The 23,497-nt window shown below is 38.2% G+C and carries 18 protein-coding genes, 25 tRNA genes and 1 rRNA gene; 42 read left to right on the top strand and 2 right to left on the bottom strand.

Going from position 1 to position 23,497, the window contains the following annotated elements:
* Nucleotides 1–8: 8 nt before the first annotated feature.
* From rrf to IGI58_RS04900, 34 genes are all read left to right on the top strand, one after another.
* Nucleotides 9–124: ribosomal RNA gene (rrf, locus tag IGI58_RS05065) — 5S ribosomal RNA — on the top strand.
* A 15-nt stretch (nt 125–139) separates the two neighbouring features.
* Nucleotides 140–212, top strand: a tRNA-Val gene (locus IGI58_RS05060).
* Nucleotides 213–218: 6 nt separating this feature from the next.
* Nucleotides 219–291: transfer RNA gene (locus IGI58_RS05055), tRNA-Lys, on the top strand.
* A gap of 12 nt (nt 292–303) precedes the next feature.
* A tRNA-Leu gene (locus IGI58_RS05050) sits at nt 304–385 on the top strand.
* A gap of 35 nt (nt 386–420) precedes the next feature.
* Nucleotides 421–493 (top strand) — tRNA-Thr (locus tag IGI58_RS05045).
* A 7-nt stretch (nt 494–500) separates the two neighbouring features.
* Nucleotides 501–572: transfer RNA gene (locus IGI58_RS05040), tRNA-Gly, on the top strand.
* Between the two features lie 14 nt (nt 573–586).
* Nucleotides 587–672 (top strand) — tRNA-Leu (locus tag IGI58_RS05035).
* A gap of 30 nt (nt 673–702) precedes the next feature.
* Nucleotides 703–776 (top strand) — tRNA-Arg (locus IGI58_RS05030).
* A 9-nt stretch (nt 777–785) separates the two neighbouring features.
* A tRNA-Pro gene (locus tag IGI58_RS05025) sits at nt 786–859 on the top strand.
* Nucleotides 860–871: 12 nt separating this feature from the next.
* Nucleotides 872–944, top strand: a tRNA-Ala gene (locus IGI58_RS05020).
* 19 nt (nt 945–963) lie between these two features.
* A tRNA-Met gene (locus tag IGI58_RS05015) sits at nt 964–1,037 on the top strand.
* A 17-nt stretch (nt 1,038–1,054) separates the two neighbouring features.
* Nucleotides 1,055–1,128 (top strand) — tRNA-Ile (locus tag IGI58_RS05010).
* 24 nt (nt 1,129–1,152) lie between these two features.
* Nucleotides 1,153–1,242: transfer RNA gene (locus IGI58_RS05005), tRNA-Ser, on the top strand.
* A gap of 87 nt (nt 1,243–1,329) precedes the next feature.
* Nucleotides 1,330–1,403 (top strand) — tRNA-Met (locus IGI58_RS05000).
* A gap of 48 nt (nt 1,404–1,451) precedes the next feature.
* A tRNA-Asp gene (locus IGI58_RS04995) sits at nt 1,452–1,525 on the top strand.
* A gap of 12 nt (nt 1,526–1,537) precedes the next feature.
* Nucleotides 1,538–1,608: transfer RNA gene (locus IGI58_RS04990), tRNA-Gly, on the top strand.
* 4 nt (nt 1,609–1,612) lie between these two features.
* Nucleotides 1,613–1,686 (top strand) — tRNA-Ile (locus tag IGI58_RS04985).
* A gap of 18 nt (nt 1,687–1,704) precedes the next feature.
* Nucleotides 1,705–1,792: transfer RNA gene (locus tag IGI58_RS04980), tRNA-Ser, on the top strand.
* A 9-nt stretch (nt 1,793–1,801) separates the two neighbouring features.
* Nucleotides 1,802–1,873: transfer RNA gene (locus tag IGI58_RS04975), tRNA-Glu, on the top strand.
* 18 nt (nt 1,874–1,891) lie between these two features.
* Nucleotides 1,892–1,981: transfer RNA gene (locus IGI58_RS04970), tRNA-Ser, on the top strand.
* A gap of 87 nt (nt 1,982–2,068) precedes the next feature.
* Nucleotides 2,069–2,142, top strand: a tRNA-Met gene (locus IGI58_RS04965).
* 48 nt (nt 2,143–2,190) lie between these two features.
* Nucleotides 2,191–2,264: transfer RNA gene (locus IGI58_RS04960), tRNA-Asp, on the top strand.
* Between the two features lie 20 nt (nt 2,265–2,284).
* Nucleotides 2,285–2,357, top strand: a tRNA-Phe gene (locus tag IGI58_RS04955).
* A gap of 17 nt (nt 2,358–2,374) precedes the next feature.
* A tRNA-Gly gene (locus IGI58_RS04950) sits at nt 2,375–2,445 on the top strand.
* Nucleotides 2,446–2,457: 12 nt separating this feature from the next.
* Nucleotides 2,458–2,531, top strand: a tRNA-Ile gene (locus tag IGI58_RS04945).
* Nucleotides 2,532–2,545: 14 nt separating this feature from the next.
* Nucleotides 2,546–2,617, top strand: a tRNA-Glu gene (locus IGI58_RS04940).
* Nucleotides 2,618–2,874: 257 nt separating this feature from the next.
* On the top strand, nt 2,875–3,717 hold the full coding sequence (gene licT, locus IGI58_RS04935; protein WP_429954278.1) for a BglG family transcription antiterminator LicT: 843 nt from the start codon (nt 2,875–2,877) through the stop codon (nt 3,715–3,717).
* A 131-nt stretch (nt 3,718–3,848) separates the two neighbouring features.
* The gene (locus IGI58_RS04930) at nt 3,849–5,750 is read left to right on the top strand and encodes a beta-glucoside-specific PTS transporter subunit IIABC (protein ID WP_087642081.1); all 1,902 of its coding nucleotides are present in this window, start codon (nt 3,849–3,851) and stop codon (nt 5,748–5,750) included.
* Between the two features lie 77 nt (nt 5,751–5,827).
* Complete coding sequence (locus IGI58_RS04925; protein ID WP_429954279.1) at nt 5,828–7,261, top strand: 6-phospho-beta-glucosidase; 1,434 nt, start codon at nt 5,828–5,830, stop codon at nt 7,259–7,261.
* A gap of 17 nt (nt 7,262–7,278) precedes the next feature.
* A complete protein-coding gene (locus tag IGI58_RS04920) occupies nt 7,279–8,094 on the top strand; it encodes a histidine phosphatase family protein (RefSeq protein ID WP_087642083.1) in 816 nt (271 codons plus the stop codon).
* Between the two features lie 130 nt (nt 8,095–8,224).
* Nucleotides 8,225–8,986: a tyrosine-protein phosphatase gene (locus IGI58_RS04915; protein ID WP_429954280.1), complete on the top strand. Its 762-nt coding sequence runs from the start codon at nt 8,225–8,227 to the stop codon at nt 8,984–8,986.
* Between the two features lie 21 nt (nt 8,987–9,007).
* Nucleotides 9,008–9,490 (top strand): nucleoside deaminase, encoded by a 483-nt coding sequence (locus IGI58_RS04910; RefSeq protein WP_087642085.1) that lies wholly within the window; start codon nt 9,008–9,010, stop codon nt 9,488–9,490.
* A 261-nt stretch (nt 9,491–9,751) separates the two neighbouring features.
* Entirely contained in the window at nt 9,752–10,069 is a 318-nt protein-coding gene (locus tag IGI58_RS04905; RefSeq protein ID WP_162288339.1) for a cupin domain-containing protein, read from the top strand.
* A 22-nt stretch (nt 10,070–10,091) separates the two neighbouring features.
* Nucleotides 10,092–11,726: a peptide ABC transporter substrate-binding protein gene (locus IGI58_RS04900; protein ID WP_429954281.1), complete on the top strand. Its 1,635-nt coding sequence runs from the start codon at nt 10,092–10,094 to the stop codon at nt 11,724–11,726.
* Nucleotides 11,727–12,071: 345 nt separating this feature from the next.
* On the opposite strand, the gene IGI58_RS04895 is transcribed toward IGI58_RS04900, so the two are convergent.
* Nucleotides 12,072–13,286 carry an IS110 family transposase gene (locus IGI58_RS04895; RefSeq protein WP_429952452.1) on the bottom strand — a complete coding sequence of 405 codons (1,215 nt, stop codon included), beginning with the start codon at nt 13,284–13,286 and terminating at the stop codon, nt 12,072–12,074.
* Between the two features lie 334 nt (nt 13,287–13,620).
* On the opposite strand from IGI58_RS04895, the gene IGI58_RS04890 reads away from it, so the two are divergent.
* Together IGI58_RS04890 and IGI58_RS04885 are read left to right on the top strand one after the other, a co-directional pair.
* Complete coding sequence (locus IGI58_RS04890; RefSeq protein ID WP_429955364.1) at nt 13,621–14,319, top strand: DUF1003 domain-containing protein; 699 nt, start codon at nt 13,621–13,623, stop codon at nt 14,317–14,319.
* 279 nt (nt 14,320–14,598) lie between these two features.
* A complete protein-coding gene (locus IGI58_RS04885; RefSeq protein WP_087642088.1) occupies nt 14,599–15,030 on the top strand; it encodes a hypothetical protein in 432 nt (143 codons plus the stop codon).
* Nucleotides 15,031–15,166: 136 nt separating this feature from the next.
* Here the strand turns inward: IGI58_RS04885 and IGI58_RS04880 are convergent, their stop codons facing one another.
* Entirely contained in the window at nt 15,167–15,505 is a 339-nt protein-coding gene (locus IGI58_RS04880) for a hypothetical protein (protein WP_429954282.1), read from the bottom strand.
* A gap of 352 nt (nt 15,506–15,857) precedes the next feature.
* Here IGI58_RS04880 and IGI58_RS04875 point away from each other — a divergent pair, with 352 nt between their 5' ends.
* From IGI58_RS04875 to IGI58_RS04850, 6 genes are all read left to right on the top strand, one after another.
* Nucleotides 15,858–16,559: a winged helix-turn-helix domain-containing protein gene (locus IGI58_RS04875; protein ID WP_242585598.1), complete on the top strand. Its 702-nt coding sequence runs from the start codon at nt 15,858–15,860 to the stop codon at nt 16,557–16,559.
* A 328-nt stretch (nt 16,560–16,887) separates the two neighbouring features.
* Complete coding sequence (locus tag IGI58_RS04870; protein WP_429954283.1) at nt 16,888–20,313, top strand: isopeptide-forming domain-containing fimbrial protein; 3,426 nt, start codon at nt 16,888–16,890, stop codon at nt 20,311–20,313.
* Between the two features lie 17 nt (nt 20,314–20,330).
* The gene (locus tag IGI58_RS04865) at nt 20,331–20,675 is read left to right on the top strand and encodes an LPXTG cell wall anchor domain-containing protein (RefSeq protein ID WP_429954284.1); all 345 of its coding nucleotides are present in this window, start codon (nt 20,331–20,333) and stop codon (nt 20,673–20,675) included.
* Entirely contained in the window at nt 20,672–21,478 is an 807-nt protein-coding gene (locus IGI58_RS04860; RefSeq protein ID WP_429954285.1) for a WxL domain-containing protein, read from the top strand. Before IGI58_RS04865 ends, IGI58_RS04860 begins: the two co-directional genes overlap by 4 nt.
* Nucleotides 21,479–21,512: 34 nt before the next feature.
* On the top strand, nt 21,513–22,310 hold the full coding sequence (locus IGI58_RS04855) for a WxL domain-containing protein (protein ID WP_429954286.1): 798 nt from the start codon (nt 21,513–21,515) through the stop codon (nt 22,308–22,310).
* Between the two features lie 94 nt (nt 22,311–22,404).
* On the top strand, nt 22,405–23,496 hold the full coding sequence (locus IGI58_RS04850) for a DUF916 and DUF3324 domain-containing protein (protein WP_429954287.1): 1,092 nt from the start codon (nt 22,405–22,407) through the stop codon (nt 23,494–23,496).
* Nucleotide 23,497 lies beyond the last annotated feature (1 nt).

Here is a 23,497-nt window from a genome sequence, read left to right as displayed (position 1 = left end):
ACACCCAGTGTGGTGGCGATAGCGAGAAGGATACACCTGTTCCCATGCCGAACACAGAAGTTAAGCTTCTTAGCGCCGATTGTAGTGAAGGGTTTCCCTTTGTGAGAGTAGGACGTCGCCGCGCTAAACGTGTTGTATTGGAGGTTTAGCTCAGCTGGGAGAGCACCTGCCTTACAAGCAGGGGGTCAGCGGTTCGATCCCGTTAACCTCCATTTTTTGAGCCGTTAGCTCAGTTGGTAGAGCATCTGACTTTTAATCAGAGGGTCGCAGGTTCGAACCCTGCACGGCTCATAGAAATATTTTGCGGGTGTGGCGGAATTGGCAGACGCACTAGATTTAGGATCTAGCGCCTTACGGCGTGGGGGTTCAAGTCCCTTCACCCGCATATTTTAAGTCTCGTTGATAAACTTGGCGAAATACGCCGGCTTAGCTCAGTTGGTAGAGCATCTGATTTGTAATCAGAGGGTCGAGGGTTCAAGTCCTTTAGCCGGCATCAAACTGCGGAAATAGCTCAGTGGTAGAGCACCACCTTGCCAAGGTGGGGGTCGCGGGTTCGAACCCCGTTTTCCGCTTAGCTTGTTCATTCGCCGGGGTGGCGGAACTGGCAGACGCACAGGACTTAAAATCCTGCGGTGAGTGATCACCGTACCGGTTCGATTCCGGTCCTCGGCATTCATCACAACTTTGCTTGAGATGACATTAGCACCCATAGCTCAACTGGATAGAGTGTTTGACTACGAATCAAAAGGTTAGGGGTTCGACTCCCTTTGGGTGCATTTGAAATACGGGAAGTAGCTCAGCTTGGTAGAGCACTTGGTTTGGGACCAAGGGGTCGCAGGTTCGAATCCTGTCTTCCCGATTTTGTTTTTGTGGGGCCTTAGCTCAGCTGGGAGAGCGCCTGCTTTGCACGCAGGAGGTCAGCGGTTCGATCCCGCTAGGCTCCATAGTAACATTTATTATCATCGCGGTGTAGCTCAGCTGGCTAGAGCGTCCGGTTCATACCCGGGAGGTCGGGGGTTCGATCCCCTCCGCCGCGATACCTTATTAGAGCCAAGGACCTTTAGCTCAGTTGGTTAGAGCAGACGGCTCATAACCGTCCGGTCGTAGGTTCGAGTCCTACAAGGTCCATTGTAGTGACTTAATTAATATTTCGGAGGATTACCCAAGTCCGGCTGAAGGGAACGGTCTTGAAAACCGTCAGGCGGGTAAAACCGTGCAAGGGTTCGAATCCCTTATCCTCCTTTATTGATGACCATAGTGAGTGAAATATTCTTACTAGTGATCACCAAGAGAAACACCTTTTTATAGTCTATATCGGCTATATATTATCGCGGGGTGGAGCAGTCAGGTAGCTCGTCGGGCTCATAACCCGAAGGTCGTAGGTTCAAATCCTGCCCCCGCAATTGCTTGAAAAAGCAAAAAGTTATTAGTGACGTAACACAATAACGGATGGTTTGGTAGTTCAGCTGGTTAGAATGCCTGCCTGTCACGCAGGAGGTCGCGGGTTCGAGTCCCGTCCAGACCGTTATCTTTTTTTGCGGGTGTAGTTTAGTGGTAAAACCACAGCCTTCCAAGCTGTTGTCGCGAGTTCGATTCTCGTCACCCGCTTTATGGGCCTATAGCTCAGCTGGTTAGAGCGCACGCCTGATAAGCGTGAGGTCGATGGTTCGAGTCCATTTAGGCCCATTAATAAATATTTTACTTGGGGAAGTACTCAAGTGGCTGAAGAGGCGCCCCTGCTAAGGGTGTAGGTCGGGAAACCGGCGCGAGGGTTCAAATCCCTCCTTCTCCGTTCCAAGTAGGCCCGTTGGTCAAGCGGTTAAGACACCGCCCTTTCACGGCGGTAACACGGGTTCGATTCCCGTACGGGTCATGTATATATTAATATTTCGGAGGATTACCCAAGTCCGGCTGAAGGGAACGGTCTTGAAAACCGTCAGGCGGGTAAAACCGTGCAAGGGTTCGAATCCCTTATCCTCCTTTATTGATGACCATAGTGAGTGAAATATTCTTACTAGTGATCACCAAGAGAAACACCTTTTTATAGTCTATATCGGCTATATATTATCGCGGGGTGGAGCAGTCAGGTAGCTCGTCGGGCTCATAACCCGAAGGTCGTAGGTTCAAATCCTGCCCCCGCAATTGCTTGAAAAAGCAAAAAGTTATTAGTGACGTAACACAATAACGGATGGTTTGGTAGTTCAGCTGGTTAGAATGCCTGCCTGTCACGCAGGAGGTCGCGGGTTCGAGTCCCGTCCAGACCGTTATCTTTTTTATAGCTTTTGGCGCAGTAGCTCAGTTGGTAGAGCAACGGATTGAAGCTCCGTGTGTCGGCAGTTCGATTCTGTCTTGCGCCATTTTTAAGAAGAAACATGCGGGTGTAGTTTAGTGGTAAAACCACAGCCTTCCAAGCTGTTGTCGCGAGTTCGATTCTCGTCACCCGCTTTTTTTCTTTAAGGGCCTATAGCTCAGCTGGTTAGAGCGCACGCCTGATAAGCGTGAGGTCGATGGTTCGAGTCCATTTAGGCCCATAAAATTTTTATCTGGCCCGTTGGTCAAGCGGTTAAGACACCGCCCTTTCACGGCGGTAACACGGGTTCGATTCCCGTACGGGTCATAGTGAAAGCATTTAGTATTTTGCTAAATGCTTTTTTATTTTATCTTTTAAATATTTTTATGAAAACGTTGACATTTTATTCTGTATAGGGTATCCTAGGTTTGTACTAGAAAGCTAAATAAATGGATAGTGATTGTTTAAATACAAGCTAAACCTGATTTTTCTAAAGTAGAAGTGTATCTTCTTTTTTGGAAAGGTTGGGTTTTTCTTTTTTACTATTAAAGGAGTGGGGTACTGTGTGAGAAGGGAGCGAAAAAATGATTATTCAAAAAATTTTGAATAATAATGTTGTAATCACGTTGGATGCAAATGACCAGGAACAAATTGTTATGGGGCGAGGAATAGCTTTTAAAAGAAAAATTGGAGACACTATATCAGAAGAACAAGTAGATCAAGTTTTTCGTTTAGCTAACCAAGATACGTCGTTAAAGTTTCAAGAGTTATTAGGAGAATTGCCGCTAGAAGTCATGCAATTGTCGGATGAAGTCATCAAGTATGCAAAGACTAAGCTTGGTCGAAAATTGAATGATACAATCTTTATTTCGTTGACTGACCATCTTCATACAGCGTTAGAACGTGTGAAACAGGGAATCGAAGTGAAAAACTTTTTACTTTGGGATATCAAACGGTTTTTCCCAGATGAGTTTTTTATTGGAAACAAGGCCTTAGAGATGGTAAAGGAAAAGTTTGATGTGCAGCTGCCAGAAGATGAAGCGGGTTTTATCGCATTACACCTTGTCAATGCTGGGATGGATGAAGAAGTTGGAAATGTGTATGAGTTGACCAAAATTATGCAGGAAATCACAAATATTGTTAAGTATCATTTTAAAGTTACGTTTAATGAAGATTCAGTTTATTTTTATCGTTTTAGCACTCATTTAAAATTTTTTTCATATCGATTATTGAATCATAAAGAGTTTCATGATGAAGAAGATGATGAATTATATGAAGTAATAAAAAAGAAGTACCGAAATGCATACAACTGCGTAAATAAGATTGCTGATTTCTTAAAGGCCAATTATCATTATACAATTTCAAAAGAAGAAAAAATGTATCTAATTATTCATATCGCACGCGTAGTCCAAACAAATAGTGAATAAGATTATCAAATCTTTTAATAAAGAAAAATTGAAAGGTGGGTAGAAACGAGCAACATCCCTTGGGTAGTGACATTAAGTTGGCTAAACCTTCAAAAGTATTGAATACAAACTAAACTTTGGAGGAACAAAAAATGGGAAAATATTATGATTTAGCACAGAAAATAGTAGACAATGTAGGTGGAAAAGAAAATATCAATAGTTTGACGCACTGTATCACTCGTCTGCGCTTTAAATTGAAAGACGAAGGAAAAGCAAATGACGATATTTTGAAAAATATGGATGGCGTCGTAACAGTCATGAAAAGCGGCGGACAGTATCAGGTAGTTATTGGGAACCATGTACCAGCTGTTTACGAAGACGTTTTAAGTATTGCCGGTATTTCTTCAGATTCTGAACAAGAATCTTCAGGAGGAAATCTTTTCAATCGTTTGATCGATATTTTAAGCGGCTGTTTCCAACCCTTCCTTGGTGCATTAGCTGCTGCTGGGATGGTTAAAGGTTTAAACGCTTTACTTGTTTTCTTGAAATTATACTCAAATACATCTGGAACTTACACCATGTTAAATGGGATTGGCGATGCGATCTTTTTCTTCATGCCAGTTATTCTAGGTTATACTGCGGGAAGAAAATTCAATTTGAACCCGATGGTCGGAATCGTGATCGGAGCAGCTCTTTGCTACCCATCCGTTCAAGGTAGTGCATTGCAAACTGCGTTTGAAACAACGGCAGGTGCAGGTGCTGCAGCACCATACAGCCTTTTAGGATTACCGGCTTATACTACATTTTTAGGTATTCCTTGGGTTGGTGCTGGTTACACAAGTAGTGTTGTACCAATCATATTTATTGTTGCTTTTGCTGCTCAAATTCAAAAACTCTTTAAGAAAATCATTCCTGAAGTTGTCCAAACATTCTTGGTACCGTTTTTCGTATTATTGATCGCGTTACCAATTGGCTTTTTAGTAATTGGACCAATCATCAGCATGCTGACAGATCTTTTAAGCACTGGTTTCAGCTCATTGATGGAATTCTCACCTGCTTTGTATGGGTTGATTTTAGGTTTCTTCTGGCAAGTCTTAGTTATCTTTGGTTTACACTGGAGTGTTGTGCCACTTGCAATCATGCAAATTACGCAAGAAGGATTCAGTCAAGTATTAGTTGGTTCGTTTGCGGCAAGTTTTGCACAAACAGCTGTAGTTATGGCAATGTTCTTCAAATTGAATGATAAAAAAATCAAAGCGTTATGTCCACCAGCAATTATTTCAGGAATTTTCGGTGTAACTGAACCGGCGATTTACGGGATCACATTACCTAAAAAGACACCATTCATCTTTTCAATGATCGGGGCTGCAGCAGGTGGTCTTTACTTAATGATCAATGGTGTAACATCTTATACAATGGGCGGCTTAGGAATCTTTGGTGTTTTAAACTTCATTAATGGTGATGATGCTAGTGGAGTACTTCATTCATTCATCGCAATTGGAATTGCTGTTGCAATTGGTTTCTTACTAACATTCTTCTTCTGGAAAGATGAAGCAGTTGTAGAAGAGACAAAAGAAAATTCTCCAGCTCAAAAAGCAATGAAAGAAGCAGTATTAAGTCCTGTGAAAGGACGCGTTTTACCATTGAGTAAAGCAAGTGATCAAGCATTTGCACAAGGCGCTTTAGGAAAAGGTGTACTGATCGAACCGACTGAAGGAATTGTCCGTGCACCATTTGATGGAACGATCATGACATTATTCCCAACAAAACATGCAATTGGCTTGATTTCAGACCAAGGAATGGAATTATTGATCCATATTGGTATGGATACTGTTCAGTTAGAGGGACAAGGATTTGAAGCTAAAGTTGCTCAAGGAGATAAAGTTAAGAAAGGCCAAGTATTAGTAACATTTGATATGGAGGCAATCAAAGCAGCTGGTTATAGTGTTGAGACGCCAATAATCGTTACGAATACCGGAGATTATTTAGATATCGTCGAAACACAAGATCAAGAAGTAACATCTAATGATACCTTGATCACAGGTTTAGCATAAAGAGTAAAATGGAATGAAGCTTACGACAAAATGATTTCATCTTGTCGTAAGTTTTAAAAGAAGAAAGGAATTTTGATATGTCATTTAGAAAAGATTTTTTATGGGGCGGCGCTACAGCGGCCAATCAATGTGAAGGCGGCTATAATGAAGGCGGACGAGGCTTAGCCAATGTGGATCTAGCCCCTGTCGGACCCGACCGTTTTCCAGTGATCACTGGTGAAAAGAAAATGTTTGAGTTTGATGATGAGCATTTTTATCCTGCACAAAACGCGATCGATATGTACCACCGCTACAAAGAAGATATTGCTTTGTTTGCAGAAATGGGCTTTAAAACCTATCGTTTATCGATTGCCTGGAGTCGGATTTTCCCTTTAGGTGATGAGACTGAACCGAATGAAGAAGGCTTGAAATATTATGAAGATCTCTTCAAAGAATGCCGTAAATACAACATCGAACCATTGGTAACCATCACCCATTTTGATTGTCCAATGCACTTAGTCGAAAAATATGGAGCATGGCGCAGCCGTGAAATGGTTGGTTTTTACGAAAACTTATGCCGTGTGATCTTCAATCGCTACAAAGGTTTAGTGAAATACTGGTTGACCTTCAATGAAATCAACATGATCCTTCATGCACCATTTATGGGCGCAGGCTTGTATTTTGAAGAAGGAGAAAATAAGGAACAAGTCAAATACCAGGCTGCTCACCATGAGTTGGTAGCTAGTGCTGTGGCGACCAAAATCGCCCATGAAGTCGATCCAGAAAACCAGGTCGGCTGTATGTTAGCGGCTGGAACCAACTATGCGTATACATGTAAACCAGAAGATGTTTGGGCAGCACGTAAAGCAGACCGTGAAAACTTCTTCTTCATCGATGTCCAATCTCGTGGCGAATATCCAGCATATGCGCTGAAAGAATTAGAACGTGAAGGCATTGAATTACCGATCGAAGAGGGCGATTTGGAATTATTGAAAGAGCATACAGTTGATTTCATTTCCTTCTCTTATTATTCTTCACGTGTTCAATCAACAGATCCAGCGGTCAATGAACAAACAGCTGGCAATATCTTTGCTTCAGTAAAAAATCCTTACTTGGAAGCAAGTGAATGGGGCTGGCAGATCGATCCGCTTGGCTTACGTGTAACAATGAATGACTTGTATGACCGCTATCAAAAACCATTATTCATCGTGGAAAACGGCTTAGGTGCTGTGGATACACCAGATGAAAACGGCTATGTGGCTGACGATTACCGCATCGAATATTTAGCGGCACATATTCAAGCAATGAAAGATGCCGTGGAGTTAGATGGTGTCGATCTACTTGGTTATACAACGTGGGGCTGTATCGACCTTGTGTCAGCTGGAACAGGAGAAATGAAAAAACGGTACGGATTCATCTATGTCGATCGCGACAATGACGGAAATGGTACATTGAAACGCTCGAAGAAAAAGTCATTCGACTGGTATAAAAAAGTCATTGCGACAAATGGGGAAGATTTGACGAACGCATAAAAAAAGGAGGAGTTAAAATGAAAAAAATTGTTAAACTATTAGGTGTGTTGATGTTAGGAGTATTGGTTGTTGCAGGTTGTGGTAATGGCGGAGCAAAAGAAGACGCCTCGGATGCTAAAAAAACGCCAGAAGAGTTAACTTTGTATATCGTTCGCCACGGAAAAACAATGTTGAATACAACAGATCGTGTTCAAGGATGGTCAGATGCAGTCTTGACAAAAGCTGGTGAAGAAGTTGTAACAGCAGCTGGAGTTGGGTTGAAAGATATTGAATTCCAAAATGCTTATAGTAGTGATAGTGGTCGTGCCATTCAAACTGCTAATCTAATCATTAAGGAAAATGAAAAATCGTCTGATTTAAAAGTAATTACAGATGAGCGTTTAAGAGAGTTTAACTTTGGTACGTACGAAGGCGATTTAAATCATACAATGTGGCAAGATATTGCTGACGACCAAGGTGTAACCTTAGAAGAGTTCATGAAAAACATGACACCAGAATCATTTGCAAACAGTGTCGCAAAACTTGACGCTAAAAATGTAGAAGAAGCAAAAATCAACTGGCCGGCAGAAGATTATGAAACGATTACGACAAGACTTAAAGCAGGTGTTGAAGATATCGTAGAAAAAGAAATGAAGAACCCAGGTAGTGGGAATGTTTTGATCACCTCTCATGGTTTGAGTATCTCTGCTTTATTAGATACATTGTTTGATGACTTCAAAATCCCAGAAGGTGGATTGAAAAATGCCAGTGTATGTACAGTGAAATATAAAGACGGAAAATATACATTAGATAAAGTCAATGACCTAAGCTACGTTGAAGCTGGAGAAAAATAATTTGGATAAGGTTGAAACAATTTATTTCGATTGTTTCAACCTTATTTTCTATAAAATGCTGGGAAAAAGGTAATCCAGATAAATTTTTGTGTATAATGAAAGTAAGAAAAAAGGGAAAAGGTGGGTAATTATGGTAACTATTACAAATTTTAGAGACATTGGTGGAATTAAAAATAAAGAAGGAAAGAAACTTAAAACAGATGTATTTCTAAGATCAGGCGAATTATCCAGTCTGACGAAAGAAGACGAACAGCGTTTAGAGAAAAATTATCATTTAGGTAAAATCATCGATTTAAGAAGTGAGTTGGAAGTAGAAGAACGACCAGATATGTCTGTTCCGAAGTCTGAGTACATTCATATAGATATTTTAGAAGATATTCAAGATGAGGGCGCATCAATAGGAGACTTTGTTAAAATCGGTTCTCCAGAGAAATCTGCTTCTTATATGGCAAAACTCTATGGAGATATTGCTTTGAATACGACTTCTCAAAAAGGCTATAATAAATTTTTTGAAGAAATTTTAGCATTACAGGAACAAGAAAGTATTTTATTCCATTGTTTTGCAGGAAAAGACCGTACAGGAATCGCCGCAGCACTTGTTCTAGAAACACTAAACGTCTCTAGAAAAGAGATTTACACAGATTATTTAAAGACAAATGAGTTAAGAAAGAAAGAAAATGCAATGATTTTAGAACAAGCCAGAAAAACAAATTTGGAGGAAGCAAATTTGGAAGCATTGCATGTCGCCTTGAATGTAGATAGCAGTTATTTAGATAATTTTTATCAAACTGTAGAAGCTCAGTACGGTGATATTTCTACCTATTTGAAACAAGCGATCGGTTTAGATAAAGGAACAATAGAAATCTTGAATCACCGCTTTCTGTTAGCATAAAAATTAGATAGGAGAGTATCTATGACTAAAAAGCAACACATTGAGCTGTTGAATCGCTGTATCGAAATTTCGCAAGCAGCTAGAGAACATGGGAACACGCCATTTGGTGCGTTACTAGCAGACAAAGAAGGAAACATTCTTTTGGAGCAGGAGAATATCGAGATCACAGAAAAAATCTGTACCGGACATGCTGAAACAACGTTAGCGGCGAGGGCATCCCAGCACTACAGCAAAGAGTTTTTATGGGAATGCACGTTGTATACAACCGCAGAGCCCTGTGCAATGTGTACCGGAGCGATCTATTGGGGAAATATTGGCACGATCGTTTATGCAATGACAGAAAAACGCTTATTAGAGCTAACGGGAGATAATGAGCAAAATCCAACATTTGATTTACCATCAGAAGAAATCATCAAACATGGACAAAAAGATATTCAAATCATTGGGCCTTTTCCAGAAATCGAGACAGCAGCAGCTGCTGTCCACCAAGGCTATTGGGATTGAATTTTATAGAGGTGGAAGCAGCATTGTTCAGCTCTTGGTGCTTTAGTATTTATAATTTTGGTAGATGATCTGATCGAAGCTTAGCATAGAAGTAGTGTTTATTCGATGCTGAAAGAACCGGGGTATAGCTCATAGAATGATGTCCCAGTTCTTTTTTTTACGATCATTATCTAAAAAATCAGAATTTTCTAAAATATCATTGACTTATCTAAACGTTAAGGTAATAATAAAAAAATAACCAAAAAAGGAGCTGGAAAAGAAATGATCATTAAACCGACATTGCCCCAAGAAATGACGATTTTTTTCGATACAGAAAATCAGCCGAATGACAAAGTCCAAATGGGCTTGATCGTTTTACAACCAGGAGAAAAACGACCTCTAGAAGGATTTGCTAGACATGAGCAGGATGAATATTCTTATGTGGTATCAGGGAAAGCACATACGATCTTAGAAGATGGGCAAGATCTAGTAGGAAAACCAGGCGATGCACAATTGATCGAAGCTGGAGAGGGACATATCAATTATAATGACGGAGATGAGCCTGCTGTCGTTGTTTGGATGTTAGTTGAACGCACATAAAAAAGTAATGAAGGAGAAATGTATGAAAAAAATAATTCAATCAATTATTGGAATGACTGTGATGGTGACGATTATTTCAGGATGTTCTGGAACAAAACAAGAAGATGCAGCAAAACCGACACCGCTTCGGTTGATGTCGGCTTCTGAGCTGACAACCTTAGATACTTCTGTAATGTTGGATTTTCCTGATGCTATTGTGCAAACAGCAGCATTTGAAGGTCTTTATGCTTTGGATGATAAGGATCAATTGATTCCAGCAGCTGCTAAAGAGATGCCTGAAATATCTGAAGATGGTAAAACATATACGATCGAGTTAAGAGAAGATGCTAAATGGAGCAATGATGATCCTGTAACAGCGAAAGATTTTGAATATGCCTGGAAAAAGATGATCGATCCAAAAAATGGTTATGTTTATAGTTTTTTAGTTAAAGATACGATCCTGAATGCAGAGGATATTTCTGATGGGAAAAAACCTGTTGAAGAACTTGGAGTCAAAGCAATCGATGATCAGACTTTAGAGGTCAAATTGAAAGAAGCAAAACCATACTTTACCTCAGTTTTAGCTTTTCCAACTTTCTTCCCGCAAAATCAAAAGGTTGTAGAGGAATTAGGGACAGATTACGGCACAACTAGTGAGAACGTTGTGTATAATGGTCCGTTTATTGTTGAAAACTGGAAACAGACAGATTTAAGCTGGGATCTAAAGAAAAATGAAAACTACTGGGATCATGAAAATGTAAAATCGGATAGTATTCATTATGAAGTAATCAAAGAAGCATCGACTGCTTTAAATTTATTTGAAGATGGTCAGCTGGATGTTGCAACGATCACAGGCGAATTAGCCAAACAAAATCAAAGCAATCCAGATTATCACTCTTATCCAACAGCAACAATGAATTATATTCGTTTGAATCAAAAACGAAAAGGGAAAGATACCCCATTAAAAAATGAAAATCTAAGAAAAGCTCTGTCACTTGGTATCGATAAAGAAAATCTGGTCAATAATATTATTGCGGATGGATCAAAACCTTTGTATGGCGCAGTGACAGAAGGTTTTGTCAGCAATCCTGAAACAGGTGTCGATTTTAGAGAAGAAGCCGGAGATTTGATGACTTATGATGAAAAAGCAGCACTTAGTTATTGGGAGCAAGCTAAAAAAGAACTAGGGGATAACATCACGATCGACTTGATGGTAACGGATGATGGTTCGTATAAAAAAATGGGAGAAAGCTTACAAGGAAGCTTAGAAAAACTATTTTCTGGGTTAACGATCAATGTTACAGCTTTACCAACAGAAACAGCTTTAAATTTGAGTAGAGAAAGTGATTATGACATGTTTCTGATTTATTGGACACCAGACTACCAAGATCCGATTTCTACACTAAATATGTTACGAAGCGGAAATGACCGTAATTACTCAAATCCAACGTATGATGCATTGCTGGATGACGCTTCACAAAAATATGCCACAGAATTACAAAAACGCTGGGAAACATTGATTGCCGCCGAAAAGGAAGCAATCGAAGAAACTGCTGGAATGATCATAATCAGTCAAAATCAGCAATCTGTTTTACAAAATCCACAGGTCAAAGGTCTGAGCTATCATACTTTTGCTGCACCATTGACACTAAAAAATGTCTATAAAGAAACAAAATAAAAATCTAAGGATAGAGTGTTTGAGACATAACTCTGTAAGTCATATCCTAGACATTTGAAATCCAGATAAACGGTGGGAGCAGAAGCAATCCCTTCGGAAATAAGCCAGAATTCTCAAAAATTTGAAGAACAATTTTTGAGAATTCTTTCTTATTTCTTGGGATTAAACACTTCTGTCCCATTCTCTTTCCTACGATTAGTCAAGAGAAAAATAAAGAAATAATCAAAGATATTTTAATCGTTTGTAGACGAAGGGAATATTTTAGAAAAAAGTTCACGATAAATAACCCTGATGAGTATGTTTTTTTTCCAGCAGGGTGCTATAATTAATATATAAGACTTGGTCTTATTGGTCCATAGAGACCGTGTGCGCATAGTCGTACCTTGTCTCATTCTTGATCATGGAATAGAGACACTTTAGTAGTTTGTTCATGCAGGCTACGGTCGCAACCTTATCCTTTTTGGATAAAGGTTGCGTTTTTAATTTATAATAGTAATCCACGATATGATTAGGCGCGGCAGCTTGCTGGCGAATCATATTTTTCACGGTAAAATAAAGGAGCTTTCGAGCCTTGGGGTTGCCACGTTTATTGATATGGTCTTGGGCTAGGTATTTACCAGATTGATACCTACGGGTATCTATCCCAACAAACGCATTCACTTTCTTATGATTTTCAAATCGGCGAATATCGCCAATTTCACCAATAATTAATGCGGCAGATACTTCACCAATCCCCGGAACACTTCGGTAAAGATCAAATTCTGGTAAGGGTCTTGTTTGTTCGATCAGTTGCTTAGACACCGTTTCTTTTGAGTGAAGAAGTTCTTTTAATTGGCGGGCGTAATAACGAACTTTCTGTACTTGAATGCTCGTTTTCGTCGTCGCTGGATAGGAAGTAGAAGCCAATGAAAGGAGCTGTTGCGCTTTTTCTAAGGCTTTTTTATCCGAAAGACGTTTGTCTGTGCTCTTTTTCAAAATATTTTTTATTTGAGTTTGACTAAATCCCGCTAAGCATTCTGGATGAGGGAACAGCTCGATAAGATTCAATGATAATTTTGACAATCGATTCGAAAAAAGGCGTTCCAATTCCGGAAAACTAAGTTGAAGAGCCGTGTGTAAGTACATTCTTAGTCGCTTGATTTCTGCTTCTATCTCTTGATAAAAGCGAGCTAAATCATGGGATTCTTCATAAATATCAGGTTGGAGTTTCTTAATTTTCCGCTCATACTGGCAGTGAGTTTGTGCTAGTCGATGTGCGTCTTGTTTATCCGTTTTAAGCACACGAAGACCGCTATCCAGCTGTTTTTTTGCTTCCAAAGGATTCAATAGACAATAAAGTAAGTGATTATTTTGACAAAAGGTTTCAATCACTCTTGAGTAAATACCGGTCGATTCAAATACGATACTAGGCAGTTCGGGTAACTGTTGAATTTCTTGAAGCAAATAATCAAAGCCAAATTTGGTATGAGTAATCTCTCCCTCGGAGAGACAACGCTCATCTTCGTAAAGCACGTGATAACTTTTCCCCATCGAAACATCTAATGCAAGTACATATGTCATACGTTCATCTTCTTTCTTTTTTTTTGAAAGGTACTTCACTGTTTCATTTCATGTCTAATTTCCTTAACACGAGCTCGAAGCCCCAACATACTTAAAACAGATTTTAAAATGACAGTGAAGGAGACCGTTTTTTTGTAGGGACTCGAAGTCCAAGAGAGCATGGTCGATCTTCCTTTCACTCTTTACTATAGACCTAAAAAAGGAAATAGAGGGTAAAGTCATCCGTCGGTGACTTTACCCTCTAATCTTAGTATGTTTTTAGTGCAGAATAATATCTGAATCTTCATTCTCGTTGTATGATAGAGCTATAGAATATCAGGAGTGTGAGGATATGATGCGACATACCCATGAAAAGCAGACCGAAGTGAATGAAATGCAGCTAAAAAACGTCGAAGAAGAAATTCGACAATTTATTTTGAAACAACGACCAGATTTAACAGAAGATTCCTATATACTTTTTCACGAATTATTGAATTACCGTTTGGATTATATGAAAATAATGATAAAAAGTGATTCTATGATAATGGAAAAACTAAATGAAAGCATTGTTCAAACAATTAAAAATAATGAAACGATATCCAATAATCTGAATACGACTGTAGAAAAAAATTTAACTATTGGACAAAAAACAGCAGATGCTATTGCCAAATTTGGCGGCAGCTGGCCATTTATTTTCATTTTTATCATCGTTTTAGTCGTTTGGATCATCCTTAATTCAACGCAACTATTGGGGAAACCTTTTGATAGATATCCGTTTATTTTATTGAATCTTGCATTGTCTTGTTTAGCTGCGATTCAAGCGCCAGTGATTATGATGAGCCAAAATCGTCAAGAAGCAAGAGATCGTGAGCAGGCCAATAATGACTATAAAGTAAATCTAAAAGCTGAAATCGAAGTCAATCTGCTGCATGAGAAAATGGATTATCTAATCAATAGCCAATGGCAGCACTTGGTTCAAATGCAGCATATTCAAATTGAATTACTAAGTGAATTGCAAGAGCAAGTAAGTGAAATGAATAAAAAGAAGGAATGAACTAATGTAATTCAAACGATTACATTTATATTTTTGGAAAATAATATAAATAACTTTGTTTAATATTGGAAAAAATAGAGAAAAGCTCGAAAACCGCTATATATGTGGCTAAATGGGCTTTTTTTGTTGCTGTAGTTTAAAAAAAATAGGTGTAAGAATGAAAAAAATGACAAAAAAATCCATTTTAATAGCATATTACTTGATATAAAAGATTAAGGGAGACTATAATAAATACAAGTCAGTGTTTTTTACTGCTTAGTAATGGGAGGAGAGAGCATTATGTTTAGTTATACAGATATGATTTTGTCAGTAATGCAAAGAGTTGAAGTCTACAATGAGATTTTTAATGCCATCGCTAAGGAAGTTCAAGAGAACAGCTGCAGTCAAGCGATCAACAGAAAAGGAAAAGATACTTATTTATTTTGTCGCAACAATGTGAACCGTTTCTTTATAGAAGAAGGAAGCTTTAGAAAAAATTTAGTCTTCTATGGAGAAAAGGAAGCGACAAAAATCTTGTTGGAAGGCTTAGATATTTATAAAGAGGGGATTTACTTTTGGTTGGAAGCATTGAATGATAAGTGTGAAGTGATCGATGAAGTCAAATATAAACGTGGATTACATCGTGCAAAAAGTGCATTTATGTTGATCAACCAAGCGTGCAAGGAAGCTTGTGGAGGAATTGAAAGTGCACATAGCGTTCATAAAATGTAATCACTTAATGTCTTAGCACTGTATTTATTATTAAATTTTATTGATTTGAACTAGCTATATGAAAATGAAGTTCAATTTGTTTGGAATTATTTTCATTTAGTATTTATATTAAATTATTAAAAAATACCAAGATTAATTAGAAAATCTTGGTATTTTTATTTTTTATATTAAGAAATTTTCCGATTAATTTGTCAAGCTCTTGATCGATCTCTTGTTTATTTGATTCTTCTCGCGTCAAAAACAATGGTGGAGTGACGTACATATCTATCATTTTAATAGCTAGAGCACTTGATTCTGTTAAGGTGACTGTGATTTGCGGATGCACGAGAGTATCCCCGCAAGGTCCTGCAACTAAGAAAGCTAGTTCAATCGTCTCTTTATCAAGTATTCTAATACGGTAATAGCCATCATGAATAAACGTTTTATCCTCACTGAAATAACTCACCAACTCTTGTAAATCCTTGATTCTCTTCATTTTGTCCACCTCATTCTATTGATTATACCATAGTTAGTAAAACTTAATGTTTCTCTATATCCCTCGTGTTATTATTGAGTTTTTTTCTTTTAAAATATATTTAAATTTTATACTGATTGCCAGGCTTTACAGCGATTTTACTTCACATAATTCTCAATTTTTTGTGTTTTTAATTAAAAAAATGATAAAAAAAAGACCGAAAAAACATAGACTTAACAAATGAAATAGATTAAACTAATTTTAGTTTAGGAATTATATCAATATTATATCTAGAATATCACGTTTTTTTAATAGAGAATACATATAAATTAGAAAAATGGATGTGTGGCAGAATACTTTAAAGGGGAGCAGCATGATGTATGACATAGGATTTGTTTCATTTAATGAGCTCGATAAAGAGAAGTACATAGAAGCATTGAGAAATACCCAATTACATGTAAATTTGATTTCGAAAGATGAAGCAGCTGAAAATGCGAATAAGTATGATGGCATTATTATCGAAGAAAATCATTCGCAAAATATTGGTATGATCTGCGAGTTGATCATCTTGATAAAAAAAGAAAGTAATCCATTTGTTTGGGTCATTTCTAATAGAAAGAACAATATGAATCATATTGTATATCTTCAACTCGGAGCAGATGGGATATTGGATGAAGAGCTTGATTTTGAAGTTAGCAAGCTTTTCTTGACGAATACATTGAATCGTTGCAAGAACAAAGATGGAGCATCTATAGATAGGAAAGAGCAATCTACGAAATCAGCAAGCGGTTCTGATTTTCATTTGAGACCATGCAACTATAGTGTTGTATTGAATGGAACAGAAATCAATCTGACAAAGCTGGAATTCAAGGCGATTGAATTTTTGCAGACACAGCAGGGAGTCGCTGTATCTTATGAAGAAATCTATAAAAATGTTTGGGAAAATGAAGGGAACGATAAACAATATCGTGTGTCGAATCTGATTTTTCATTTAAGGCAGAAAATCGAAACAGATGCTGCTCGCCCTGTATATATTAAAACAGTTCGTTCAAAAGGCTACAAATTAGCCCTATAACATAGCTTCAAAACATGAGGACACAATAATGTCATGGCGGTTGTTCTAAAGAGAACGATGACGGTGATAAAAAAACGAATTTAATTGGTTTCTTTTTTTCTAGCCAGATGTAAACACATAAACAAAGAGAGAAAATCAGTGCTCCTTTGATGACATCCGAATTGAGAACAGCCATTCTCAATCGGAAACAAGTCATAAATTCAGCGCCAATTTTCCCTGCAATGTGAATGTATCAAAAAATGAAACACTTGGCAAGAAAAATCGAAATAGATTGTGTGTTCAATTAAGACAGACACACAAAAAATGTTTTGGGGAGGAGTTGAAAGATATGAAAATCGGAAAAAAGTCTTACCTTACTATTGCATTAGTCTTATTGGTTAGTATTTTCTCTACTCTTTTATTAAAAAATAGTACTCCGATGAAGGCATCAGAAGAAAAGTATTCTATTGAAACAGAAACGGTAAATGCTGCTGGTCAAATACCAGTTAAAATAACTATTGCTGAACCAATAGATGATGAGTTGATGCTTTCGCTTGAAGGTTTTGACAATTTGGATGCTGCTGATTTAAACAATGGTGTTCTGGAGGAAGATAAAAAGAATATAGTAATAGAAGATACAGATGATATTAAAATCAAAAGAATTACTACAAAAGTGAGTGAAAAGCCTGTACAAATAACTTTCTTTGCTAATAAAGATGGTCAGAGTGAATCTGGAAAGATCACATTACTAAATGTAGCTCAAGAAGTGTTGAGTTCTACTAAGGTTGAATTTGCAGCCGATGAGTCAACATTAGTTGATAAGATTGTTGCAAAAAGCTTGGATTTAACGCCAACAGCTGATGCAACAACAGAGCAGAATGTGGGACCTGTTCCTGCAACAGCCGAAGAAAAGGCTGCGGCAAATGATGCTGCTAATACAAGATTTGGATTCAATCCATTGCAAAATGAAGCAACCGTTGGAACTTGGGCAGATTTCAAGTTAGCTTATCAAGACAATTCAGTTACTAAAATCACGATGACACAAAATATTTCAAATAGAGCAGTCAGTGGAACCGCTGGTAACTTAGGTGAAAGATCTAAGTCTATTGAAATTGATGGTGGTGGTTTTTTACTTGATTTAAATGATCAGACACTTCGCTTAGCTAATACACCAACTGATGGAATCGGCTTTGTCCATGTGCATAATATGTCTATCAAGCAAAGTGTAACAGATGCTGGGTATAACGGAGGAACTTACAGTTGGGCATTTATTATGGGAAACAATGGAACGACCTATGCAAGAAATTGGTATTTTAGAGTTGGGGATATTCGCAGCTTTGAAGAAGTTAATGGCGAAAAGGTAGCTCGTTTGATTCGTGGAACAAGAAGTGAAATCACTGTCTATGGGAAAATGACGTTATACACAACCTCTGAAAACTTTTACGCTGGTAGTGTCATTATTGAAGATGGAACTGAATGGTATGGTGTGAATACTACATCTCCTTGGTCTTTGGTCTGGTATGAACAAAACTCATCGGGGACTGATACTGGAGCCGCTCAAAAATATATTGTGGGAAAACGCAGTTATGTTTACTTACAAAATAGAGGAAATAATCCGACATACCCATCTGTATTCAGCTACTATAAAGAATTAGAAGTTGGGGAAAACTCAATTTACAATGCAAATATGGCTGGAAACTCTGTACGATTTGATAATCCTGGGGTTATGACGGTAAAAGCAAATGCTGTAGTTAACTTACTGAGTCGTGGAACAGGAGAAGTTCTTCAATATTCTTCAAATGATGCGTCAGTCGTTGTTGAACCAACAGGGAGCTTATATATTGTTGGAAACACAACTGGTGGTGTCGTTGGACTGAATGGAGGAAGTAATCGTTCTCTAACACTGAACTCACCTAAAGGCTATGATATACGAAACCGGAATAATAGCGGGAGAGCTATTGCAGTGACAGCTGTGGCAACGCAAACATTTAACATAACCGATTCTGATATCGATCTATGGAATGTCGGTAAGGATATGGCTGGACCATCACAAGAAACGTATGCTTTAGTTACTAACTTTAGCTCTACTGGTACGAATGTGATTACAACTTCTGAGCCTGGACTACAACCATTCAGATTTACAAATTATCGAAGAATCACTGGAATGAATGCTAAACCTACAATGGAATGGACGCCTGTAACAGATGCGGACAAAACTTATCAAGCAAAAGTTAAGATAGGAATGACACCATCTGATGAATTTGATGAAAATGGAAATGTCAAATTAATTCCAGTTTATGCTTCTAAAGATCAAGCATCTGTAACCTATACAGATACTTACAATGAAACACATACTGCATCAACTTTAGATGGAGGACTTGCACCTTTTACTGATACAAAATTCAATATTGCTGGTAAACAGATCAGTGCACATGCTGTCAGAGGACCTTGGATTTCAGAGCCAGATGAAGCAACGACGGTTATCGATGTCACACCGCCGGAACCGGCAGTTGTAACGGGTGGTAAAGTTACTAACGGAATGAAGCAATTGACTGGTGAAGGTGCGGAACCAAAAGCAAAAATTTATCTTGACATTAATGGTGTTCGTCAATCGATGGTTGGGCTTGTAAATGATGATGGCACATGGACGTACAATCTACCCCATTATTTAGAAAAAGGCGATGTCATACAAATCTTCTTAGAAGATAACGCTGCAAAAATTACTGAAACACTTACTCCTGCAGCTCCTTCTACGAATACTGATACTGGTAATATCAATCCAGCAGCAGATATGACTTATCGTGATGCGACATTTAAAGCTGCAACGAAATACACAGTGGAAGATGTCATACCAGATAAACCATTGATGGATAAAAAAGTAGTGTCTACTGGTGGCTCTACCACACAGGTTGGAGATACTCTGACATATACTTTAACAGCCACTAATGGGAAAGAAGCTGGATCTGGCGCAGTTTGGAATAATGTTTCTATTACTGATACTATTCCTGCAGGTTTAACGTTCGACCCTCTTACAGCCGATGTCACGATCAATGGTACAGAAGCTGTAAAAGATACGGATTACACTTATGATGTTGATTCACGTTTGTTAACTGTAAAAGCTGGGAATTTAAAAGCTGGAGAATCAGCGATCGTAACGTTTAAGACGGAAGTTGAACAATCTGCTGTCGGTAAAACAGTGAATAATATTGGTACAGCGACTGGATTTTCTCCAAGAGAATCTGGAGCCTTCGTTGAAGGTGCAGATGATCCTGAGCGGGCGCATGATATTTTCACAAAAGATGCAAACGTAGATAATCCAGGTGGAAGTATCTTTGGTATTTTAGAACTCGTTTCGGCTCCAAAAACAATCAATTTTGGAGAAACTGAATTTAGTACTAGCGGAACTAAAATCAACAATCCTTCTTATGAAGGAGACGATTTAGTTGTAAAAGACGGACGTGCTGTTCAGGAAACTTGGACATTGAATGCGCGTTTAGAAAAAGAATTAGCCAAAGTTGATGATCCGAGTGTATATATTCCAAGAGCGATCCGTTATGTGCATCAAAATAAAGAGATCACATTAATGGGTGCTTCACAGGCCATTGCTTCACGTAAAAATGAAAATAACGATCCATATAACATTAGTGGAACTTGGTCGCCAGAAGGAGATGGATTCAAATTGAAAGTTGAATCTGGTCAATCTGTAGAAGCTGGGGAATATGAAGCGACGATTGTTTGGGAATTAGTTGCAGGTCCACCCCCAGTAAATCCATAATAATAGGAGAGAAAAGTATGAGAAAAAAAATAGTATCTATCTTGTTATCTTCTATTATAGGGTTTTCACTTGTCGGAATCAGTGTATCTGATACGTATGCAGCGGAAAACCAAAATGGGGGGCAAGTAGTTACAGATGGTATTATCACGTTTTACGAAGACTCAACAGAACCAACAACAGAGCCTTCAAAACCAACACCGTCTACTCCTTCCGAACCTAAAGTTGAAAAACCAGTTGGAAGATATCCTTCTACAGGAGAATTAATCAAAGGCTCGATAGGACTTAGCGGCGTCGCGTTGATCGTCATAGCAGTTTTCTTTTTCTTAAAGAAACGTAAAAAAGAAACGGAGGCAGACAGATGAAAAAACAAATCTGGATTTTAACTGTCAGTTTACTGTTTTTAACGATCCAAGGCACTGCGCTTTCTGTATCGGCTGAAGAAGGTACAATTACTGGTAAAGGAACGATTGAATATACTGGGGAAGTACCTAAAACTCCTGTAGATCCGGAAAATCCGGAAAAACCAGTTGATCCGGGACCAGGCCCTTCAACAGATGGATTACTTCGATTTGATTTTGCACCCACATTGAATTTTGGTAGTAATAAAATTACTGAAACAAACCGTAATTTTTATGTAAATGCACAATTATTTCATGATGGACCATCTGCAAGAGGAAACTTCCTGCAGATCACAGATTCAAGAGCAGAGAGTTTAGGCTGGACACTTCAAGTTCGCCAAGAGTATCAATTCAAAAATGATGTGATTCAAGAAGATGGTGAAAAAGAACTGAAAGGGGCTGTCCTGTCGTTTGATAAAACGTGGGCAAATACTGCTTATACGCAAGAAAAATCGCCCCAAATCAGTAAAGATATCATTCAATTGAATGCACAAGGAACTACATTTCCAGTAGCTTCTGCTGAAACAGGACAAGGAAGAGGAACTTGGATCATTTCGTTTGGTGCCTCAAAAGAGAACAACCACGATCAACCAAATACTCTATTTCCTAAGCTTGATGAAAAAAATCAGCCGATCCTAGATCAGAATTTTGAGAATCAGGAAGTCTACGGAAATCAAGCAATCTTTTTATCCGTACCAGATGGTGTTAAGATCCATCCTGTACAATATCAAACAGAGTTAACTTGGATATTAGCCGAGTTACCATAAAACACACACACATACAAACTAGGAGGAAACACACATGAAATTCAAAACATTAAGTTCAGTAGCACTATTAGCAACAATGACAGCAGGCGCTTTGGTAGGACCAGCAGCATTCGCTGAAACAGAATCAAAAACACTTACTGGTAAAGGTACAATCATCTATAAAGAAGACAACTCAACAAATGAAATAACTGACCCAGAAAAACCAGGTGAAACAATCGATCCAGGTGAAGTAATCACTGTAAACCCAAATGGCGGACCAATCACAATCGATGCTGTTTCTAACTTAGACTTCGGTGAGCAAACAATTGGTGTATCACCAACAGCTCAAACTTACAAAGCTGCAGCTGTAGTAACTAAAGATGCTTCTGCTAACGATATTACACGTGGACACTTCGTACAATGGACAGACAAACGTGCAGGAAACGACCACACATATGAAATCAGAGCAAACTTAACACAACAATTTAAAAATGGTTCAAACTTATTAAATGGTGCAACTATTGCTTACTCTAACGGAATGTTAAACTCAGATATGCCTGTTGCTAACTGGCCAACTGCAACACCAAAAAACCTTGTTTTAACTGAAGATGGCGGTTCACAACAAGTATTTGATAACACAGCTTCAACTGGAGCAATTGGTTTAGGAACATACACTGCTGAATTTGGACAATCTGCAGCAGATGTTACAAACGTTCGTAACGATGTATCTACTGGTTTAGCAGGTGATTCAGTTGTTCTTACTGTACCAGCAGGATTAAGCATTTCAGCAGGAACTTACCAAGCTGATGTTACTTGGTCAATCGAATACACTCCAGCTCCAGTAGCACCTTAATTAACACATATTAGTAAAACGTTTTGAATAATAGACACTGATCCCTATTTAAGGGGTCAGTGATCTTATGTTTAAAGGGAAAGAAGGAATTTCTATGAAAAAAACATTACAATACATAGCACTGATCATTTTTATTTCATTTAATAGTTTCATCGGTTTTTCTCAAATAACTTATGCTGAAGGGGATAAGAATGCAGGAGGAGCTACAGGATTCATTTATGAAATCAAAAAACCAGAAAATCAAAAACAAGATATCGGTTATTTTGATTTACGCATGAATCCGGATCAAAAACAAACGGTTCAAATCGTATTAAAAAATCCGACAGACCAAGAGATCACTGTAGAAGTAAGTTTAAATGGTGCCAAAACCAATATGAACGGTGTGATCGAATATGGACCAACGAATCTAAAAAAAGATGCTTCTTTGAAGTATGACTTCACGGATATCGTAAAAGCACCAGAAAAAGTAACGATTCCTGCTCAATCAGAAAAAAATCTCGATATAGCAATTGCTATGCCTCAAGCCTCTGTTGATGGTAAAATCGTAGGTGGGATCCAACTGAAAAAAGCAGATACCAAAGAAGATAAGGAAAAGCAAAAAGGGGCGAATGTGGTTAATAAATACGCCTACGTTATTGCAATGGTATTGACTGAAAATGATACAGAAGTCCAACCAAATTTAGAATTGAACAAAGTTTATGCAGGACAAGCCAACTATCGTAACGTTGTTTACACAGATTTATCTAATGTGGAAGCAAATTTCTTAGATAATTTATCGATCGAAACACAAATCATGTCAGAAAAAAACGATGAAGTTATTTACGAAACGAAAAAAGCTTCTATGCGTATGGCGCCTAATTCTAATATGACATTTCCAACAAGTATGGATGGCGAAAAAATGGTAGCAGGCAAATACCGTGCACATATTTTAGCTACTTCTGGGGATCGTAAATGGGAATGGACAGAAGATTTTGAAATCACCAATGAAGAAGCAGACAAATTCAACCGTTCTGATCTTGGCTTAGTTCAAGAAAAAGGAATCAATTGGGTGTTGATCGTAGGAATTGCCGTAGGTATCTTTGCTCTTATCTTGATCGTCTTTTTCATTATTCGAGCAATCAGAAAAAATAGTGAAAAAACGAGAAAAAATGAACAACGTAAAAATAGACAAGTGAACAAAAAATAGA

The organism is Enterococcus sp. AZ020 (assembly GCF_050499205.1).
GTDB classification, from domain to species: Bacteria; Bacillota; Bacilli; order Lactobacillales; family Enterococcaceae; genus Enterococcus_L; species Enterococcus_L dunnyi.
Note: the sequence above shows the minus strand (reverse complement) of the source record. Positions and strands in the feature narration are given on the sequence as shown.

What these genes read in the sequence shown, in the direction of transcription:
- licT (WP_429954278.1), top strand. Translation starts at nt 2,875, where the DNA reads ATGATTATTCAAAAAATTTTGAATAATAATGTTGTAATCACGTTGGAT.
- IGI58_RS04930 (WP_087642081.1), top strand. Translation starts at nt 3,849, where the DNA reads ATGGGAAAATATTATGATTTAGCACAGAAAATAGTAGACAATGTAGGT.
- IGI58_RS04925 (WP_429954279.1), top strand. Translation starts at nt 5,828, where the DNA reads ATGTCATTTAGAAAAGATTTTTTATGGGGCGGCGCTACAGCGGCCAAT.
- IGI58_RS04920 (WP_087642083.1), top strand. Translation starts at nt 7,279, where the DNA reads ATGAAAAAAATTGTTAAACTATTAGGTGTGTTGATGTTAGGAGTATTG.
- IGI58_RS04915 (WP_429954280.1), top strand. Translation starts at nt 8,225, where the DNA reads ATGGTAACTATTACAAATTTTAGAGACATTGGTGGAATTAAAAATAAA.
- IGI58_RS04910 (WP_087642085.1), top strand. Translation starts at nt 9,008, where the DNA reads ATGACTAAAAAGCAACACATTGAGCTGTTGAATCGCTGTATCGAAATT.
- IGI58_RS04905 (WP_162288339.1), top strand. Translation starts at nt 9,752, where the DNA reads ATGATCATTAAACCGACATTGCCCCAAGAAATGACGATTTTTTTCGAT.
- IGI58_RS04900 (WP_429954281.1), top strand. Translation starts at nt 10,092, where the DNA reads ATGAAAAAAATAATTCAATCAATTATTGGAATGACTGTGATGGTGACG.
- IGI58_RS04895 (WP_429952452.1), bottom strand. Translation starts at nt 13,286, where the DNA reads ATGACATATGTACTTGCATTAGATGTTTCGATGGGGAAAAGTTATCAC.
- IGI58_RS04890 (WP_429955364.1), top strand. Translation starts at nt 13,621, where the DNA reads ATGCGACATACCCATGAAAAGCAGACCGAAGTGAATGAAATGCAGCTA.
- IGI58_RS04885 (WP_087642088.1), top strand. Translation starts at nt 14,599, where the DNA reads ATGTTTAGTTATACAGATATGATTTTGTCAGTAATGCAAAGAGTTGAA.
- IGI58_RS04880 (WP_429954282.1), bottom strand. Translation starts at nt 15,505, where the DNA reads ATGAAGAGAATCAAGGATTTACAAGAGTTGGTGAGTTATTTCAGTGAG.
- IGI58_RS04875 (WP_242585598.1), top strand. Translation starts at nt 15,858, where the DNA reads ATGATGTATGACATAGGATTTGTTTCATTTAATGAGCTCGATAAAGAG.
- IGI58_RS04870 (WP_429954283.1), top strand. Translation starts at nt 16,888, where the DNA reads ATGAAAATCGGAAAAAAGTCTTACCTTACTATTGCATTAGTCTTATTG.
- IGI58_RS04865 (WP_429954284.1), top strand. Translation starts at nt 20,331, where the DNA reads ATGAGAAAAAAAATAGTATCTATCTTGTTATCTTCTATTATAGGGTTT.
- IGI58_RS04860 (WP_429954285.1), top strand. Translation starts at nt 20,672, where the DNA reads ATGAAAAAACAAATCTGGATTTTAACTGTCAGTTTACTGTTTTTAACG.
- IGI58_RS04855 (WP_429954286.1), top strand. Translation starts at nt 21,513, where the DNA reads ATGAAATTCAAAACATTAAGTTCAGTAGCACTATTAGCAACAATGACA.
- IGI58_RS04850 (WP_429954287.1), top strand. Translation starts at nt 22,405, where the DNA reads ATGAAAAAAACATTACAATACATAGCACTGATCATTTTTATTTCATTT.